At 26.4% G+C, this 19,813-nt stretch carries 19 protein-coding genes; 1 reads left to right on the top strand and 18 read right to left on the bottom strand.

The features are described 5' to 3' along the window. Positions 1 to 14 precede the first annotated feature (14 nt). Positions 15 to 1,001 (top strand): DNA polymerase III subunit delta, encoded by a 987-nt coding sequence (gene holA, locus psc1_RS00705; protein ID WP_023161393.1) that lies wholly within the window; start codon positions 15 to 17, stop codon positions 999 to 1,001. On the opposite strand, the gene psc1_RS00700 is transcribed toward holA, so the two are convergent. The 18 genes from psc1_RS00700 to psc1_RS00615 form a co-directional block, all read right to left on the bottom strand. Next, positions 1,002 to 1,580 carry an L-threonylcarbamoyladenylate synthase gene (locus tag psc1_RS00700; protein ID WP_023161394.1) on the bottom strand — a complete coding sequence of 193 codons (579 nt, stop codon included), beginning with the start codon at positions 1,578 to 1,580 and terminating at the stop codon, positions 1,002 to 1,004. Then, positions 1,573 to 2,637: a peptide chain release factor 1 gene (gene prfA, locus psc1_RS00695; RefSeq protein WP_023161395.1), complete on the bottom strand. Its 1,065-nt coding sequence runs from the start codon at positions 2,635 to 2,637 to the stop codon at positions 1,573 to 1,575. The genes psc1_RS00700 and prfA overlap by 8 nt, the downstream gene beginning before the upstream one ends. A gap of 51 nt (positions 2,638 to 2,688) precedes the next feature. Next, positions 2,689 to 4,032 carry a replicative DNA helicase gene (gene dnaB, locus psc1_RS00690; RefSeq protein WP_122225353.1) on the bottom strand — a complete coding sequence of 448 codons (1,344 nt, stop codon included), beginning with the start codon at positions 4,030 to 4,032 and terminating at the stop codon, positions 2,689 to 2,691. Continuing rightward, positions 4,029 to 6,569, bottom strand: coding sequence for a 50S ribosomal protein L9 (gene rplI, locus psc1_RS00685; protein WP_193550444.1), 2,541 nt, complete (start codon positions 6,567 to 6,569; stop codon positions 4,029 to 4,031). Before rplI ends, dnaB begins: the two co-directional genes overlap by 4 nt. Before the next feature lie 118 nt (positions 6,570 to 6,687). After that, positions 6,688 to 6,924 carry a 30S ribosomal protein S18 gene (gene rpsR, locus psc1_RS00680; protein WP_023161398.1) on the bottom strand — a complete coding sequence of 79 codons (237 nt, stop codon included), beginning with the start codon at positions 6,922 to 6,924 and terminating at the stop codon, positions 6,688 to 6,690. An 18-nt stretch (positions 6,925 to 6,942) separates the two neighbouring features. Beyond that, entirely contained in the window at positions 6,943 to 7,341 is a 399-nt protein-coding gene (locus psc1_RS00675; RefSeq protein WP_023161399.1) for a single-stranded DNA-binding protein, read from the bottom strand. A gap of 38 nt (positions 7,342 to 7,379) precedes the next feature. Further along, positions 7,380 to 7,661: a 30S ribosomal protein S6 gene (gene rpsF, locus psc1_RS00670; RefSeq protein WP_023161400.1), complete on the bottom strand. Its 282-nt coding sequence runs from the start codon at positions 7,659 to 7,661 to the stop codon at positions 7,380 to 7,382. Positions 7,662 to 7,756: 95 nt separating this feature from the next. Further along, positions 7,757 to 8,971 (bottom strand): glycosyltransferase, encoded by a 1,215-nt coding sequence (locus tag psc1_RS00665; RefSeq protein WP_023161401.1) that lies wholly within the window; start codon positions 8,969 to 8,971, stop codon positions 7,757 to 7,759. 1,286 nt (positions 8,972 to 10,257) lie between these two features. After that, the gene (locus psc1_RS00660) at positions 10,258 to 10,923 is read right to left on the bottom strand and encodes a DUF2963 domain-containing protein (protein ID WP_023161157.1); all 666 of its coding nucleotides are present in this window, start codon (positions 10,921 to 10,923) and stop codon (positions 10,258 to 10,260) included. Between the two features lie 84 nt (positions 10,924 to 11,007). After that, positions 11,008 to 11,466 carry an NUDIX hydrolase gene (locus psc1_RS00655; protein WP_373375676.1) on the bottom strand — a complete coding sequence of 153 codons (459 nt, stop codon included), beginning with the start codon at positions 11,464 to 11,466 and terminating at the stop codon, positions 11,008 to 11,010. Between the two features lie 798 nt (positions 11,467 to 12,264). Beyond that, a complete protein-coding gene (locus psc1_RS00650) occupies positions 12,265 to 12,777 on the bottom strand; it encodes a hypothetical protein (protein WP_373375675.1) in 513 nt (170 codons plus the stop codon). A gap of 43 nt (positions 12,778 to 12,820) precedes the next feature. Beyond that, a complete protein-coding gene (locus psc1_RS00645) occupies positions 12,821 to 13,861 on the bottom strand; it encodes a hypothetical protein (protein ID WP_373375674.1) in 1,041 nt (346 codons plus the stop codon). A 390-nt stretch (positions 13,862 to 14,251) separates the two neighbouring features. Then, complete coding sequence (locus tag psc1_RS00640; protein ID WP_373375673.1) at positions 14,252 to 14,491, bottom strand: hypothetical protein; 240 nt, start codon at positions 14,489 to 14,491, stop codon at positions 14,252 to 14,254. 219 nt (positions 14,492 to 14,710) lie between these two features. Then, positions 14,711 to 15,145, bottom strand: a complete 435-nt coding sequence (locus tag psc1_RS00635; RefSeq protein ID WP_373400986.1) for a hypothetical protein — start codon at positions 15,143 to 15,145, stop codon at positions 14,711 to 14,713. 1,088 nt (positions 15,146 to 16,233) lie between these two features. Then, positions 16,234 to 16,524 carry a hypothetical protein gene (locus psc1_RS00630; RefSeq protein WP_373375671.1) on the bottom strand — a complete coding sequence of 97 codons (291 nt, stop codon included), beginning with the start codon at positions 16,522 to 16,524 and terminating at the stop codon, positions 16,234 to 16,236. 374 nt (positions 16,525 to 16,898) lie between these two features. Beyond that, a complete protein-coding gene (locus tag psc1_RS00625; protein WP_373400983.1) occupies positions 16,899 to 18,062 on the bottom strand; it encodes a hypothetical protein in 1,164 nt (387 codons plus the stop codon). Beyond that, complete coding sequence (locus psc1_RS00620) at positions 18,059 to 18,235, bottom strand: hypothetical protein (protein ID WP_373400982.1); 177 nt, start codon at positions 18,233 to 18,235, stop codon at positions 18,059 to 18,061. The genes psc1_RS00625 and psc1_RS00620 overlap by 4 nt, the downstream gene beginning before the upstream one ends. Further along, entirely contained in the window at positions 18,235 to 19,293 is a 1,059-nt protein-coding gene (locus psc1_RS00615) for a hypothetical protein (protein ID WP_373375668.1), read from the bottom strand. The genes psc1_RS00620 and psc1_RS00615 overlap by 1 nt, the downstream gene beginning before the upstream one ends. Between the last annotated feature and the right edge of the window lie 520 nt (positions 19,294 to 19,813).

The following is a 19,813-nucleotide window of genomic DNA, read 5'->3' as shown; positions in this document are numbered from 1 at the left end:
AAGAGGTTTATTAAATGTTAGATCAGAAAATATATTTGATTTTAGGAAAACAAAGGTTTTTTTTAGAAAAAAAAATAAAAAAATTAATTAATGATAGTCAAAAAAAATCTTACGATGTTATTTATTATCAAATGAAAAAAGATCTTTACTCAAATTTAGCCAAAGAATTGCAAACCTCTTCTTTGATTAGTTCAACAATGCATAAAATCATCGTTGTAGATTATAGTGAGATATTGTTGCAAGCCAAAAGTGAAGAAATAGCGTTTTTAAAATCTTATTTTCAAAAGCCTCATCCAGAAATTTCTTTATATTTTTTTGCAGAAAAAAACTTTTACAACGCTCAAACTAACAAATTATTTCAAAAATATTGTCATTGCCAAACCATAGCTTTTTTAGAAAAAAAAGATTTTTTTGATTATGTTCTAAAAAAATTTGAAAAAGATGGCTTTCAAATTGAAAAAAAAGCTATTTTATATTTAATCAAACAAACAGGCTATAATCTTTATTTTTTAGAACAAGAAATACAAAAATTAAAATTATGTCAATTAGAAGACAAAACAATAACTTATCAATTGGTCAAAAAATTAAGTGTTTTTAACAAAGAAGATAATATTTTTACTTTGATTCATTTTTTTTTAAATAACGATCGAATTGAAACTTATGAATTATACCAAAAATTAAAAGCACAAAAAGTCAGTGATTTTCAAATCATGTATCAATTAATTAACCAAATCAAAGATTTATTATTGGTTAAAGATATTACAAATGCAACCAACAACCAAACAAAATTAGCCCAAATTTTAAAATGTTCCCCTGCCAAAGCGTTTATTTTAAACAAAGAAGCTAAAACTTTACAAGCGCATCAAGATTTAAAAAATTGTTTTTTAGCTTTAATCGAATTAGAATATCAAGCCAAAACAGGAGTTATCAACTTAAATATCGGTTTAGAATTGTTTTTTTTAGGAAAAAATAACATTTTACAAGATCAAAATCTATTATAATCAAGATTGGATAATTTTTTGAACTTCAGCTTGAGTGATTGTTCCTTGCCTTAAAATAACTAATTTAGAATTGGTAGCATCTACAATGGTAGAAGATACTGTAGAAATTAAACAGTCATTAGGATAAATCAATTTCACTTTTTGATGATATATTTGATAAATTGTATTGTAATCGTTTAAAGGAGGCTTTCCGTTAATATTTACAGAAGTAGTTTGTAAAGGGCCATATTTATTTAAAAGTTTCAAAGCTAAAGGATGTTTAGGGATTCTTATGCCTAAACTTATCTTACCTGTTTTTTGAAAATAACTAGTTGTAGTTTTCAAAATCAAAGTCAAAGGACCAGGCCAAAAAAATGAAGCTAATTTATAGATAGTTTTGTTAAATTCTACCAACAATTTAGCTTGCTCTAAATTTGCACACAAAACTACAATCGCTTTATTGTGAGGTCTTTTTTTGATTTGATAAATCAATTGCAAACCAACTTCATCATATATTGGCACCCCCATGCCATAAACTGTATCTGTGGGAAAAATAATGATGTTGTTTGAGTTAGTTTTTAATGCCCATTCTTTATTCATATTGAGTTAATTTTTCTTTTTGAGCGGCATCATTTAAAGGTTCAATCAATAAATCTAATTTACCTTCCATGATGATATCTAATTTTTGCAAGGTCAAGCCAATACGATGATCTGTTATTCGGTTTTGAGGATAATTATAAGTTCTAATTTTTTCACTCCGGTCGCCTGTGCCGATCAAAGATTTACGATGTTTGGTTTGTTCTGCTTGTTGGGCAGATAGTATTTGATTATAAATACGGGATTTAAGCAAGGTGAAAGCTTTTTCTTTGTTTTCGTGTTGACTCTTTCCTTCTTGGCAGGCAACACTAACACCTGAAGGTAAATGAGAAAGCCTAACGGCTGATTTGGTGGTATTAACGGATTGTCCGCCTGGTCCGCTCGAATTAAAAGTATCAACTCTGATATCGTTCCAATCAATTTTAATTTCTAGTTCTTCGGCTTCAGGAATAACTAAAACAATCGCAGTTGAAGTATGAATGCGTCCTTGCACTTCAGTAACAGGCACTCGTTGGACTCGATGAACTCCTGATTCGTATTTTAAAAAAGAATAAATATTTTGACCAGAAATTAATAATTCGACCGAAGATATCCCCCCTTTAACGCTGGGATGTAAATTAAGGATTTCTACTTTCCATTTTTTACTTTCGGCGTATTTAACATAAGTTCTTAGCAAATCAGCAGCAAAAAGATTAGCTTCGTTGCCTCCCACAGCGCCTTTGATTTCCAAAATCACGTTTTTTTTATCTCGCGAATCTTGTGGAAGCAATAAAATACGCAATTGATCCCAAATATCTTTTTTTTGGCAAACAAGGAGATCTTTTTCTTGTTGAACTAACTCTAACATTTCTTTATCATCTGTTTGATTTTGGTTTAAAACAACTTCTATTTGTGTTAATTGTTTTTCTACAACTAAATATTTCCGATAAAGATCTACAATTGGTTCTAATTTGCTTAAATTTTTTAAAATTTCAATTTTATTAGCAACACTTTGATTTTGTAACAAAAGAGATTGCCAGGTTTCATATTTTTGATAAATGGTCTTTAATCTTGTTAGCATATTGTATCTTTACCTCTTTTTGAACCAAATTTTAATATATTTAAATAATAATTAATTTTCGCTAACATAAGGTTCGATTTCTGAAAAATACATAAAATCGAAGTTTAGATGAAACTCACGAATGCCAATTGCACCTTGACGATTTTTGGCGATAATCACTTGAGTTTTACCTGGGCTTGTTTTTTTGTCTTTTTGATAATAATCTTCTCGATATAAAAACATCACAATATCGGCATCTTGCTCGATTGAACCAGAATCTCTTAAATCTGCTAAAATAGGTCTTTTATCTTCTCTTTTTTCGACATCCCTTGATAATTGTGACAAAGCAATCACAGGTATTTTTAATTCACGCGCCATTTGTTTTAAACTTTGAGAAATTTCTGCCACTTCTTCTTGACGGTTATTTTTTTTAGTTTTTCTAATTAACTGTAAATAATCAATCATGACAATATCTAGTTTGTTTTGGCTTTTTAATTTGCGACATTTAGCTTTGATATCTAAAATATTAACTGCAGCTGAATCATCAAAATAAATATTTAATGAATTCATTTTATCAATAGCCATCTCTAAAAGCATTTTTTCTTCTTTATCTACGCCACTTAATTGAATTTTTTTATGTTCAATCTTAGCAACAGAACTTAACATTCGCATCGCTAATTGTTCGTTGGACATCTCCAAACTAAAAATAGCAATATGAGGATTGTTTGGATTATAATTAGCATTGGCGACATTTAAAGCTAAATTAAGCATAAAAGTACTTTTCCCCATTGAAGGACGAGCTGCTATAATGATAAATTCTTCGGGTTTAAAACCTAAAGTGATATTGTTAAGGTTGGCAAAGCCAGTTGAAAGGCCTACTAAATATTTTTTCCGTTGAGCTTGGATGTTTTTGGTTTTGATTTCTTTTAATAAATTTTTTAATTCTAATAATTCATTAGTTTTTTTTCTTTGAGTTAAATTAAAGATTTTTTCTTCGGCTTCATCTAAATAGCTTTGGACATCGATATCTTCATAACCTTTTTCAATCAAATAAGCTGAAGCTTCAATGATTTCTCTTTTGAGGGCGTTTTCTTTAATTAAATCAATATATGTTTCTAAATATTGACTAGAAGGCGTCATTTCGACTAATTCAATTAAATAATCGATATTGCCAACTTTACCTAATAATTGTTCGTTTTCTAAAACAGAACCAACAGAAGAATAGTCAATTTTGTGTTCACTTTCATGCAATTTTTGCATCGCTTTAAAAATATATTGATGTTTGATATCATAAAAAGCAAATTCATTAATCATATCAAGAGTAAAAGCAATTTTTTCTGGGTTTAACAATAAAACCCCGATTAAAGCACGTTCGGCTTCGGGACTAAAAGGTTTATTTTTACGATATTGACTCATTTAGTTTTTCTTTCAACCACATTAAGAAAAAAAGTAGCTTTGATTTTTTCTGTCAAAACCACATCCACAGGATAAATGCCGATAGAAGTAATCTCGTTTTCTAAAGTGATTTTTTTGCGATCAATGGTAATATGATGAACTTTTTTAAATTCATCTGCAATTTGTTTTAAAGTGATTTTACCATAAATTTTTCCTTTAGGCCCTAATTGAATATCTAAAGAAATATTTTTATTATCGATTTCAGTTTTTAACTTATGCATTAAAAGTTCATAATTATGTTGTTTTTCTTGTTCTAAAATTTGATTTTGTTTAATTTGGGATAAGTTTTTTTTATCCGCTAAAAGGGCTTTGTGGCTTTGAATTAAAAAATTACCATAACCATTATTAACTTTAATAATATCGTGTTTTTTACCTTTATTTGGGATATCAGTTAATAAAATAATTTCCATATTCTCCTCACCTGTTTCATATTCTAATTTTAAAAAATGTTTTAAATTATCAATCACTATTTGAATATCAGTTCCTTCGATTTGGGTAGCAGCGCTATTTAAATGACCGCCACCTTCCATTTGTTCCATAATAGTTTGGACATTAATTTGATTATAAGAACGAGCACTAATAGCTATTTTGTTATCAGCAATTTTGGCAATCATAAAAGCTGCATCAATATCGTTAATATTTAAAACATTTTCTGCTACTTGAGCCAAAAAAGAACGATTATCATAAATTTTATCACTTTTAATGATAGCAAAACGTTCCATAAAAATTTCCATCTTCGACACTAATTCATTAATTTCTAACACATTAGAAAAATTTTTACGCAACCAACTTTTAACTTCAACAGCATCAGCTTCCCAATCTTTTAATTTAGAAGCCACTTCAAAAGTACGCGAACTAGTGCGATAAACAAAAGCGTTAGTGTCAATTAAAATACCAGCATACATAATGCTAGCCTCAAAGGGAGTAATTTTTACTTCTTGTTCTAAAAAACCCATGATTTCAACTAATAATTCGACCGTAGAAGAGGCAGAAGATTCAACATAAGAAAAAATGGAAGCAATTATTTCTTCGGTCGCACGATGATGATCAATAATAATAACATTAGTAGTTAAAGATAATAATTCCGGACTATTAACCATATCTTTAGTTTGGGTGTCAACAACTACAATAACATCACTAGGATTAATCATTTTAGCGGCTGTTTGAGTGGTAATAATATTAATAGAAGAATTTTTTTCTTGTTCAAGTAATTGTTTGTAAACCGGAATCAAACTTTTATCTAATTTTTCTTCATCTATGATAATATAATGGTTAGCATCTGGTTTAAGACAAGCAGCTATTTTATTAAAAGCAATCATAGAACCTAAAGAATCAAGGTCAGTGTATTGATGACCCATGATAAAACAATGAGAATGATTTTTGATTAGATCAACTAAAGATTGAGCATTAACTCGCACACTTACTTTTGACTGCTTACTTAAAGAAGCACTTTTGGCACCAAAATACTTAATTTTTTCGTTTTCAATATTAACTACAACCTGATCCCCGCCTCTTTTTTGGGCTAATTCAATTGCATTTTGACTATAAATTGATAGTTTATCATAAGAGATGTTCCAACAAGCAATTCCCATTGAAAGAGTGACTTTTAATTGGTATTTGTGAGAGATATTTCTGACCGTATCTAAAATACTAAACTTATTTTCTAACATTTTATCTAAATTTTGACGATTCAAAAGCAATAAAAAACGATCATCAACTAACTGTTTTAAATAACCTTCATAAGGTTCGATAAAATCAGATAAAGCACTTAAATATTCGCCTTGAATTTGAGATTGATCTGATAAATCATAACGAATTAATGACTCTTCTAAATTATCAAAAGTAATCATAGCTAACGCCAAAGCTTTTTCGGAAAATAATTGCTTAATTGCTTCTTTTTCGGTTGCATCAAATAAATAAAAAACATTTAATTCTTTGTTGTAAAAGCATTCAAATTTTTTTTGTTCTAAAGCAATAATGGTTTTTTCATCTTGGGTTTCTGTCAACAACAACATTGATTCATTGATTTTTCCCAAAGGAGTATTAATTTCGGGATGTTTCAAAATAAAGTTAGCATAAGGATTTAACCATTGAATTTCTTTAGTATTTACATCAATTAAAACAATTCCAATCGGCAGTTCGTTTAAAACTTCTTCACCAACTTGACTAACGTGAAAAGATAATTTGGACCATAAAGCTAATTTTTCTTTAAAACGCTTAATTTGATTATTTTTTTTAAGATGTAGCAAAAAACTAATAATAAAAGCTACTAAAGTGATTTTGCCGAAAAAACGAAAGATAAAAAAAATAAGTCTATTTTTGAGAGTACCATTATTATCTTCTGGCAAGGCTCGATTTTCTGCGGGATTAGTTAAATCTTCAATTGATGTTATAATTTTTTGTATGTGCCAAAAATCATAACAAAAACCTAGAAAAAAGAAAACAATAATCGAAATAATGATGATCCATTTTATATTATGTTTGTTTTTAAGAAACATAAACATTCTTTCCTTCGTTGATATTATTTAATTGATCTTTGCAAGATTCAATTATTTTTGAAAAAAGGTTTTAAAATACCCAACCAATATTAATAAAAAAAACAGGATCGCACCTGTTTTATTGTTGGATAAAAGGAATTAAAGCCATATGACGAGCTCTTTTGATAGCAATTGCTAAAGGACGTTGCCATTTAGCTGAAGTATTAGTGATTCGGCGGGAAATAATTTTTCCACGATCAGTAATAAATCTTTGCAAAAGTTCGATGTCTTTAAAATCAATTTTAGTAAATTTATTTTCTGTAAAATAACAAACTTTGCGATGTTTTTTGAAAGTATTTCTTTTAATATTTTTCATTTTTTTCTCCTCCTGATTTTAAAAAGGACTATTATCTAGTGTTTCTTCTTGGTGAAATTGATTATGTGATGACGTTTCGTCATATTCTGAACTAGTGCTTTTTTTTGATTCTAAAAAGTGAATGTTAGTGCAACTAATTTCTGTTGACCAGTTAGTTTTGCCATCTTTTTCCCATTTTTCAACACGCACACTGCCTTCAACCCCTAACAAACTACCTTTAGAAATATATCGGCTTAAATTTTCTGCTTGTTTACGCCAAACAACGCAATTAATGAAATCAGTTTTTTTGTTTTCATCTTGACTACTAAAAGACCTATTGACAGCCAAAGTAAATTTAACGTAATTATTGTCGCCGTGATAAGATTTTAATTCGGGATCTTTGGTGATTCTTCCAACCAAAATAACTTTATTAATCATATTAATGATGTATCTCCTTTAATGTTATTATTTGATATTTACTCTTTAATTATGATAAAACGAATAATTTCTTCAGTAATTTTAATGATACGATTAAATTCTAACACTGATTCATTGTTGGTTTGTGTTCTAAACCAACGATAATAACCTTTATTGTGATTATTAATTGGATAAGCCAAATCTTTTAAGCCAATATCTTTTTTTTCTAAAATTTGACTCGGATTTTGTGTAAAAACATTTTCTAAATGATCACTAATTTTTTTGACATCGTTACTGTCTAAATTAGGTCTTAAAATATACATAATTTCGTATTTTTTCATATTTTTCTCCTCGTGGCCTACGCGGTCTTTGATTTATAACAAAGACAAGGAATAAGCATTTATTTATAATTTTAACTTTTTATAAGACATTAATATTATAACAAATTTTTTAATTTAAAATTGTTTTTATTTATTAAATGTGTAAAAATCTTTAAAATAGTTTTACCAAAAATAGCTTGATTGAAATGAGCAACTGACTTTAAGGCTGCACGGGATAGTGTTTGGCAATAATTCGGATGGTTGTATAAATGAATTAGTTTGGTAATTAATTCTTGTTGATTGTGATAAAAAAGTCCATTTTGACCGTCTTGAATCACTCCTGTCAAACAAACATCATAACGAACTAAAACAGGTAATCCAGCCGATAAAGCCTCGATATAAGTGAGTCCTTGGGTTTCAAACAAAGAAGCGTTAAGAAAAACATCACCTAATTGGTAATATAAACCTAACCTATCATAATGAATAAAACCTAAAAAAATTACTTTATCAGTTAATTTTAATTTAGCAACTTGTTTTTTTAAATTTTGTTGGTCTGGTCCATCGCCAATAATCAAAAATTTACTTTGTTGATGATGTTGATTAAAAAGAGCGAAAGCTTTGATTAAATAATTAATTTCTTTTTCTGCAGAAACCCTACCAACATAAAGACAGACAAAATAATCTTTGAGGTTTAATTCGTTTTTAAGGTTATCAACATCTTGAAAAGAATGTTTTTGGGGGTAAAAATGATCTAAATTAAGCCCAGTAGGAACAATTTCATAATGAAGCTTGTTGGCTTTAATTTCAATTTGATAGCGTTTGTCTACAAAATCTAGCGCTTTTTGGGTTGGAAAAATAACAAAATCAGCATTAATGAGACATCTTTTTACAATTCTATCAGCATATCTGATCATTAAAGGACGAAAAGTTTTAATAAACAAAGAGTTATTGGTTTGAAAAAAAGAAACATACATGGTATGCATAGTATAAACTAAAGGTAAATTTAATTGCTGTTTAGCATAAATACCTAATAAACCTAAACCAAACTCGGTATGGATATGGATGATATCTAAATTGAGGGCTTTAATTTTGGGTAAATGACTTTTATATTTTAAAATCCAACGATAATTTTTAAAAACTTTAAAGGGCAAAGGAACTCCTTTAAATCTAATAACATAAGGATCTTTTTCTTCTTTGATGTGGGGAGAATTGGTAGTGATGATATACACTTCGTGTCCTAAATTTTGTAAAACAGTTCTTAAAGAATCAACTGACACCACCACTCCACTGATTAAAGGACGATAAGCGTCTGTAAAAATGCCTATTCTCAACTAAAAAACCCCCTTTTTGTATACATTAATTGAAATTTAGAATGATTTTTTTTATTCACAAAAATAGTTATTTTAAGACCCCCAAAAAGGCCTAAATATCACGTTATCTAACTAATATCGAGCGCCAATAAACTCTGTTTGTATGGATATAGTCAGTTAGTTATTCGAAAGAATAACAAATTACAGCAACTCATAAAAGCTATTAAAGCAAAGTAGTTAATTAAAAAACGCAACTAAATGTCCCATAAATAACTTGCAACACCTAAAAGGACAAAAAAGCAGATGTAATAACGTCGTAGCTTATCGGGTAAAACTACCAAAAAACCCGAAAGAAAAGCGTCTAACAAAATTGTAGTTTTGTCTTAGTTAGTTTATCAATTATTAGCAGAAACCTAAAATCTTGGCGAGCATCAAAAAAACAAGAAAAACTCAAACACTCCCAACAAACACCTATATATCAAAGACATCATAAAAAAACATAAACAGTCAGTTTGGCTAAAAGACAAGGTAAATATTTAGAGCAACTTGGGGTCATCCTAAAAGTAGTTATTAAATTAACAAGATAGAAATTAGACAGCAAAAATTCAGAAAGAAACTATTTTAGTTGCGCTTTTTTTTGCCTACCAGTAAAACAAAAACTATTATAAATACAAATATTACTATTTTAAAAACATTAACAAAAGCACAAATCAAAAACAAAGTTAAAAATTTGATTTTAGAAAAATATCATCTTTTTGATTAATATTCAAGAAAATCATTTTAAAGTATAAAATTGATAAACTTTACTAAAATAAAACCATTTAAGAGCAACAATTATTTCGAAAAAAATATAATTTCTATATATAGCAGGCAAGATAGAATAAAAAAATAATTTGTCGAAAACCAAATTGCTTTAGTCTTGTTTTATTCCTTTAAAGTCATAATCTATTTTACTTAATGGATTTTAAAGATTAAGAACTTAAAGAAGTAATTCATTAATTTTTCCTCCCTCAAATGCTTCAAATATTTCTCATTTTATCCCTCTGACTCATAAATTACTACTAAAATTTTATCGCAATTTTGATAATTATATTAGAGTAAAACTGTTAAATTCAATCTAACAACTAAAAATCAAACCAAACTAAATAAAAAAATAACTTCTTTATTGCTGAATACGATCAAAAAACTAGAAACCAAACTAACTTACTTTCAACTCCATTAACAATTAAACAATTCCAAAGCCCAACCTAAAAATTGGTCTTTTTTTCATACTTATCCTCAACTAAGAAACCTAAAAACTAGTTTTTTTAATTTAATAAATTATTTTTACATTCAATGATTATATATTTAATAGTTTGTATCTTTTCTTCGTTATCGTTGTATTGATCGATATAATCTATTGTCATGCCATTTGCGTCATATTGAATTTGTTGTATTTTTTTGCCATTTTGAGGATTATATTTGGCTATATTGCTAATTGTTACCCCATCTGATTGATGATAAGTGATTTTGGTAATGTATTTAGTTATAGGATCAAATTTCATAACACAAAATAAAGTACCATTATGATTATAATAATTAATTTGCGTGCAATTTTGAGTTAATAAATCATATTTTTCAATATAATTAATAGTTTTGTTGTCGGGATAAAAAAACCTTTTTTCATGGCAGCAAGTTTTAATATGTTTAGATTGGCTTTGATTTTTGAAAGTTTTTTTACTAATATTGATTGATGGTTTAATGGTTGTTTGACAGCTTTTATCTTTGACAATCAATTTATCAGCTTTAAAAGTATCTTCTTTTATGGTTAAAGGTAAAGGTTGTGTAACTACCAAAAATTCTTTTGAGAAATACACTTTATAATAAACAACGACCAAAAATAAACAAAACATAAAAATGATCACAAGCCAAAATAATTTCCAAATAATAAGCATATTTTTTAGATGAAATTCTTTGATTTTGGAAAAACACATGATAATTATTTTAAGCCGTACCTTTGTTAATTTTTGACCCAATAGTTCAATTTATGACGCAAACAACTTAAAAAATTAACTTGTTTATTGTTGATTTTTATGTGCGATAAATTCGGTTAAAAAAGTTTTATCAATTGCCATCATCTTATCTATCGGCAAATCTTTTTCGTCAAACCACTTTAATCTTTTGACTTCTTCTTTTTGAGCTTTTAATTTACCCTCGGTTTTGGTCACTACAAAAGCCATTACAATAGGATAAACAATATCGCCGTTAGGATAGGTGATTTTGATCTTTTCGCCTACATAAGTCTTAAAAAAATACATTTCTAAAATATTTAAATTAGTTTCTTCCTTTAATTCTCTTAAAGCGACTTGTTCACCAGTTTCGCCTAAATTCATCGCTCCACCGTGCAGACCCCAAACTTTAAAATCATTTCTAAATTGCAGTAAATATTTGTTATTTTCGTAAACAATAATAGAAGCTCCTGGTGAAAATATAGGTTCACGTCCTATTTTGTGACGTAGTTTTTCAATATAACTCATTTTTTGAAAAATCTCTTTTCCATTGATTTTTAGACTCTTGATGAATTTTATTAATTTTTTTAATTACACAAAACAAAGCATAAAAATTAATTTTCAAATATATCTAATAATTTTAAATTTTAACTCATAGTCTTAACTAAATTTGCTAAAAAATTAATAAACAATTGATTAAAATATTTTAACAACAAACAAATGTTAACTCAAAAAACATCAGTAGTATTGATGATTTTGGCTCTCTTTGGGACAAAAACCAGAAACAAAAAAGAAAAAATTATTTCTACTACCACTTTATTTTAGCAAATTTTATTAAATTAAAACTTTTTTACTAATGTTGAATTTGTTTTTTTTCGCAAATACTGACAATTAATTATTATTAAAACAAATTACAAAAAAGAACTCAAAAAAATAATTTTTAAGAAAATAAAAATTACCAATTCACTTTGAAAATGAATAAAAACGCCACCGGACCAAACAACTTCTTAAAAATAATATCTGTGAGGTCATATGCAATTTAGGTATTGAAAATATTAGAACTAAATACTTACTATTAATTAATAGCCTTAATCATATATATTTCATTTTCATTATTTTTTTGAATTAAATCACGACTTTTTTATACTACAATTAAGTCTACACCCATATTATACAACTAATTTCATACTTGTCAAGAATGATAAGTGTTAAATTTATGTTGTTGATAATTTTTTAAAACAACCACATTAATGTATCTATCTTGTTAATAAATATTTTTGCTTGTGATATAAAAAAAGCTAAACAAGTTACTGTTTAGCTAATTTTTTAGATTTTTTTTTGTTTTTCATAATAACTAACACTAATAGGAAAATAATTATGAGAATTAATAGTTTTATTAAAATCTTTTTCTAAAAAAGTAAAAACACCTAATAATTGAAAAAATTTAACATAATAACACCAAAAAGAAGAAGATATACTGAAGAAAAAAGGTGATGGTAAATCTTTAGAATAATTCATAAATTTATTACTCTTACTAGTTATTGCAGACAATCCAGGCACAGGTAAACAACTTCCAGGGAAAGATTCTCCAAAATCAAGATTATTCAATGCTTTTGGTTTGTTAGGATCTTTATAAATAAAAAACTTGCCTTTAGTAATTTTAAAAGTAATATAACAGTAAATTCCTAACAATATGAAAGATGGAAAAAGATATAAATGTAGCGTTATTTTTTCATGAGAGGGGTTATCATTAATTATTATAAAAACAAGAGGAGCAACAAAAGCAAAAACTAAAATCAAAAAAGCGATGATGTCTTTAATGAGTTGTTTTCGTTTCATCAATATTTCCTCCTTTCTTCTTTATTTGTGATGAAAAAATATTTCATTTAAACCACCCAAAAAACTTCTTAAAAGTATCTTTAACGCCATATTCAATATCTTTGGCTGTATTTACAGTCGCTGTAGCAACGCCTTCAGCCGCTGCCAATGGTGCTCTTATAATAATATTTTCTATAATAATATTTTCTACTTCTGCAAAATCTAATATAAGAGGATTTTCTATTTTTTTATAATTGTTGGTGTTTGAAACATTTTTAATCACTTCTTTAAAAACATTAACGGGATAACTAGTGGCTTTGCCAACAGTTTTAAAACCTTCAAGTACACCTCTGGCCATGTCTCTAACTACAGGAATGTCATCAACTACATCTACTGCTCCCATTACCATATCTTCTACATTACTAATAACTTTGCTTGCCACCTCTAAAGCATTAGGATTTAGTTCTAAAATATCAGCTACTGCATCAACTAATTTTTCTCTAGCCAATCCTGCAGCTCCAACAATTAAAAAATTACCAAAAGATATTGTTTTTATTGTTTTATTAGTTACTTCTTTAGCTATTTCTTTAAAAATCTCTTTTAATGCTAATTTTTTAATTAATGCAGGCTTACCCATGATAACATTATTATGTTCTAAAACATTTACGCCCTCTATTTTCCAAAAACAATACATATGAGGAGAGCCATTACCTAGCCATCTTAAATCAATAAAATCATAATTTCCATCTCTTTTCTCACGAGAACCACCATCAAAATAAACAGCTAATAAACCATTTTCACTACCTTTAATATACCAATGAATAGAACCATTGCGATCACTATTATAAGATGGAGTACTACTTACAGAACCATCAAATTGAGGATTAATATTTTGCTTAATGTAATTGAGAACAGAATTAGCGTTAGCATTTGGTTCTAAAGCAACATGCATAATTGGAGTGCCTCTAATAGTTCTTTCATAAAATTCATTTTCTCGCGACAAAGAACTGTCAGCAGCAAAAATTATATTTTGAAAAATAACTAAAAAGAAAAGAAACGATAATAAAATAATTTTTTTAGAAAAAGAAAATTTCTTTTGAAACATAATTATAAATGTAAAACCTCCCTTTAATCTTTTTTTATTTTATTTTTCATTTTTTTTGCTTAGTGATGATTTTCTTAGGTATTGAAAATATTAGAACTAAATACTTATTATTAATTAATAAATTAATAGCCTTAATCATATATATTTCATTTTCATTAGTTTTTTTCATTAAATCACGACTTTTTTTACTACAATTAAATCTACACCTATATTATACAACTAATTTCATACTTGTCAAGAATGATAATTGTTAAATTTATGTTGTTGATAATTTTTAAAACAACCACATTAATGTATGTGTCTTGTTAATAAATATTTTTGCTTGTAATATAAAAAAAGCTAAACTGTTTCTTTTGAAACAACAATTTAGCTTTTTTCTTAAATATTTTTTTATTTCTGATTTAATGTTAACATCCTTATAATGGTTAAAATGATATTAAATATAGAGGTAAAAACTTGAATTAATGCTAAAAATAAAACACTGATTAAAATCCATTCATATTTTTTAGGTATTTTTTGTTCAACAAATAAATCAACATTGTTTAATGTTATTACCCACATTAAGGTACCAACTATTAATTGAGCAATGTTAAATAGCAAAATAACAGTAAGTCCTAATAATAACTTCAAATCTTTAAGGTGTATATCTTTAGTAAATAATTTAAATAATAATATAAATAAACCAAACAAATAAGTAAAAAAAACAAAGTTTCACAGTAAAATTACGCACTTGAGGTGTAATTAAAAATTTTTTAGCATAATACAAACAAGATATCACAATAATGATAAAAATAGTAGTCAGTGAAGTGATGGTAGATATTAAAGATATGAATGGTGCTATTTTTCCGCCTAACAATCTAAATAGTGAAAGAGAAAAACCAAAAAAACACCCGAAAAAAAACTCAAAATAAACGTAGCAAACTTTAAAAAAGGATTATATAAATAAAAACCTATAGCCCAACTACTACCAGCTAAAATAGCACTGATTAATAAGGCCAACAACAAATAATCAGTCACTAATGTTCTTTGATAATCTTCTGAATGCTTTGACTCATAATCAGGTAAATTATATTTTTTAATAAATTTAAATATACTTTCAATTGAATCCAGTTTATAATAAATGATAAAAGCCATTAAAAAAGCAATTGTTGTAATAATAAAAAACTTAATAAAGACACTTTGATAAGTAGTAGCTGTTCCAATTTCATTTTTAGTTTGCAAAGATTTGATTTTTTTTCCTAATGCATAACCTAAATCATCATTTCTCTTTTTAGGTTTTAACATATGTTTTACTCTTTTAGAAGGATTTAATAAAAAATCAAACAACTTAGTTAATATTTTCATTTCAACTTGCCACAATAAATATTTAGACCTTGATTATTTTTAGTTTTTAAAACGTTGATTAACATATGATCAGAATCCGAAATATTTATCCTTTCTACTAATGTATAATTTTTGTCTTAATTCATAAATTTCTAACTGATTTTCGAAAACAAAATGAAATTTTGACAAAGTAGCAACATATGTTATCAAAAGCAATTAAATTTTGGAAAGTTAATTAATAAAATAAGATCAATAAGTTACTTTTTAATTCCTAACAAATACCTTAAAATAATTTTTAGTTGGTTAATGTATGGGGTGTTATAAAAAAGTGTAAATATTTTGAGCGCATTTTTAATAGGCTGTCTTTTTTGTTTTTATATTTTGTTTTAAAATATAATTTGGTAAAAATAGTTTGTAAAAAAAAGATGAAATATTTTTTCTTTTCATATTACTAGACACAATTTTTTTAAAAAAGTAAACTGTTTTTTTTGGCTTGTGGTTTTGTGTGAGTTTTTGGATTTGATAGAAAAAATGTTGTAAATAATTTTTCCCTACATATTACTACACTCCAAAAGGGGGTAAAAGGTTACGTAGTTTTTTTTGGCTTGTATTTTCTTAGTGATTTTAGGTTTGTGTGTTTTTTTTAAAATAGTTTAAAAAAAGATGAAATATTTTTTTCCGTTCGTGTTACTAGACAGAATTTTTTTCAAAAAACCTACCCTGTTTTTTTCATTTTTTTACGGAGTTGTGTAAAAAAAATTTTTGTTTAAAATATTGATGTTTTTGATTTTGATGGAAAAAATGTTGTAAATAATTTTTCCTTACATAATACTACACTCCAAAAAGGGGTGAAAGGTAAACTGTTTTTTTTGGCTTGTGGTTTTGTGTGAGTTTTTGGATTTGATAGAAAAAATGTTGTAAATAATTTTTCCTTACATAATACTACACTCCAAAAAGGGGTGAAAGGTAAACTGTTTTTTTGGCTTGTATTTTTTTTAGTGATTTTAAAGTTAATTATAAAAAAAAACATAAAATACTATTTCCAACTATTATGCGAATGTGTTATGTGTGTCATAACGTGTTGCTATTTTTAAATATAACGGATCACCGAGTTCAATTCCGTTTGGGTTAAAAATTGCTTTGTGGTCGATGGTGATTAAATGTGCATATTTGTTTTTATTTAAATTAGGGATTGGGATTGGCAAAAGGGTTTTTTCGGTGTTGTTGCCACCCGTACGTTCAACTTCGAAAATTGGTATTTCGTTTGCTAATTGGATTGGTTCTGTTTTTCTTTTAGAAAAATAATTTGTAATCGCAACCAAAGAACCAAGTACAAACAACGAACAGATAAAAATCAGTAAAAATAATTAATAACTTATTTTTGGTTTTGTGTTGCATGTTTTTTTCACCTCCTTTTTTTATTAATTGTTTTTTTTATATATAAAAAAAACCCAGAAAGGGTTGTTAGCAGTTTAATGACTTACTTAGGTCATTTTGATAAAGTTTTTTTCGTTTTGTGTTTGTTTAAAAAATCTCTTTTTTCATAAAAACAAAAAAGACTAGTTATGAAAACTAGCCTTATTTACTTATAAAAAATGATTTAATTTACGTTTTTTTATAACAGTGCACTTTTTTTAAACAATTCTATTTTAACAAAGCACAACCTTTGGAAGCACTTGTTTTTAAAAAAACAGGCAGTACTAGACTCAAATAATTATAAGTAATTATAATATGGTTTGAAAAGATCTTTTTTAACTCTTTGTTTAACTACATTATGGATGAGCAATGGTACCACAATAAAAGGAGTAACAAAAAAAACTAAACCTAATACACTTAAAATCCAAATTTTATAATAGGTAAAATTTTGCGATGACATAAAAAGATGAATAAAGTAAAGAGAAAGCGGAATCCAAAAAATATTTAAGAAAGTTTCCATCGTTGTTGTTAAATCTAAATTAAAATAAGTGCTAGCTTTAAAAATAGGAACTAGTTGGTTAGCTTTAAAACCTATTTTTTGTAAACAACGGAGTTTTTTTTCATTCAGAACAACTTCATTTTTATTTTCAAATCGATATGCCAAACAAAAACCATAAAATAATAAAAATATGAATAAAGGTAATATTAATAAAAATAATAAAAATAATATTATACTATTATGATGATGATAAATGGCAAAACATGTAATAATTGAAAACAATAAATTATAGATCAGCGCAATTGAGTTCATTGGCATTCGTAAACCATAAGCTAAAAAATGTAATTTTAAAGGTAAAGGACGAGTTGTAAACAAATCAAAAGTCAAAGTTTCGACTAAAAAATTATTAGCTTTAGTCGGTATATGAAGATATTTTTGTTTCGTGATTTCAAAATCAAAACAATTCATTTTTATAACTTCTTTGGGATTATGGACATATAAGCTTTTATCTATTTCAAAACCATTGTTTTGGATTATTAATTTTTGATACGATAAGGAATTCGTCGTATCAATATTGTTGCTAAAAACAAGTACTAATTTAGTTTGAGCCAGTTGTTGAAAATAGGTTAAAAAAGCAGGTTGGGGCTCAAAAGCTACAATAATATGACAATCTTTTAACATTAAAATAGCTAACATTAATTTTTCTTTTTGTTGATCAGTTAACTCATTTACTAAACTATCTAACTCAATTTCATCTAATAAATCAACATTTTGTAAAATAGTTTTGGTTAATTTGGTATTAAAAGTTTTATTTTGGATTTCTAAATAAATTAAAATATTATCTTTAACAGTTAAAGTGTCAATTAAAAAAAAGTCTTGAGACGAAAAAATCCCCAAAACCCAATTATAACAAAAAGCAATATCTTCATGAGTAAATGATTTAGTGTTTTTGTTACCAATCAAAATCTCGCCAACTGGTGGTTTTTTTGATAAGTTAAAAAGTTAAATAAATGTTTTTGGTCTTGTTGGTTGCCTTCAATTACAAATAAACCTTGATTAGGAAATACAAAAGATAAATTACTAAAACCTTCTTGTTGTGAAGGTGTAATTGTTTTCAGTTTGTTAATTGTTAACATCATTTCGCTCCATAAAATTTAATAGGATTATCATTTTCATTTTGTAAAATGTGAATTAAAACATGCGAACAATTGTCTAAATTTGTTTTTCCTAACAAATGAAATTTTTTGACACCATTAATTTCTGTAATAGTATATAAAGAAACATCTTTGTCAGACTCAAAATAAAAACAAAATCCTAATGTTTTTTCATAGCTATCATTTTTAACACGAAAACTAAAAATATCTTTAAGATATTTAGTACTTTCTACTTGAGCATCATATTTATCTTTAGCAATAAAAGCAGCGTTAACTCCAAAACCAACAAATCTTCCAAAAAATTTACCTAACTTACTAGCTTTCGAAGCTACTGCTTTAGCTGCTGCTTCTTTAGCTTTTTTATTTGTAATTTTTTCTAAACTTTTTTGTTGAATTTTATTATATATTTTTTTAGTTATTTCTTTAGTGAACTTAAACCTATCAACTTTTTCTAATGTTTTGTTTAACATCATTTCTACATTCACACTCTCTGTATAAGTATCGCAATCACAAAAAGATATTTTAACTTCTTTTATATCACTTAATTGATTGTGATCGAAAAAGAAAAAACCTTTTCCTGGGTTTTCTAACAATCTTAAATAAATAAAATCTGTTAAACTAGCTATTTGTTGTTTATTTTCATTAATAAATTGATCTGTTAAACCAGATACATCAGAAACATCTGAAATAGCACCAACTATCCCGCCAACAACAGGGATCCAACTAGTAGCAATATTAATAGTGTCTTTAGTTGCTTGTTTAGCATTTAACCATTTTTGATAAGAACAACAAGGGATTTCTTTTACTCCTTCAAAACCATAAAAATTAAAGTTTTCTGAACAAAAAAATTTCCCATCAGCTTTTTTAAAACCAAGATAAGGATGAATGCTAGAAACATCTTTTTGATAATTTGACCAATCTTTTTCAGGATCAAAAGCATAAACTTTAGGTTTATAACAAAAACTAAATAAAAAAAGAATAGTTATAAAAAATATTAATAATTTGAAATGTTTGTGAAAATAAGTTTGTTTTTGAAACATGAAAATTTTAATACCTCCTAACTAATTTTTTTCTTTAAAAAAAGAAAGAAACTAAAAGAAATACCAAAAAAAATATCTTTTTAAAAGATTAATTTGGATTTAGTCCTTTTTCTTATTTAATATAATTATATGTTTTTTTATACAACTATTTTTTTATCAATTGTATTTTTTTCATAATCAAGCCTCATCTGTGAAAAAAATATAATTATACTTTTATTATACTACTAAGTTTAATTTTAATTTTAAAATTAATTTTATATTTGGAGTTTTTAGCACTTTTGAATGTTATTCATTTTAAATAAAAATATCAGAATTAATCATTGTTCTTTTAACATATGATCTTTTTAAAAAGGTTTTTAGAAAAGAGAGAAATTATTTTTTTAAGTCTTTTAAATAAAAAAGACTAACTTAATAGTTAATCTTAAATAATTATTAAAAAATAAAAGTGTTTAAAATCAGAAAATAACTCAACATAACACTACCAAAATGGAATTATTTTAAGAATCTTTTTTTTAAACAG

Source organism: Candidatus Phytoplasma solani, assembly GCF_041729705.1.
Classification (GTDB): Bacteria; Bacillota_I; Bacilli_A; order Acholeplasmatales; family Acholeplasmataceae; genus Phytoplasma; species Phytoplasma solani.
This window is presented reverse-complemented; position numbering and strand designations above follow the sequence as displayed.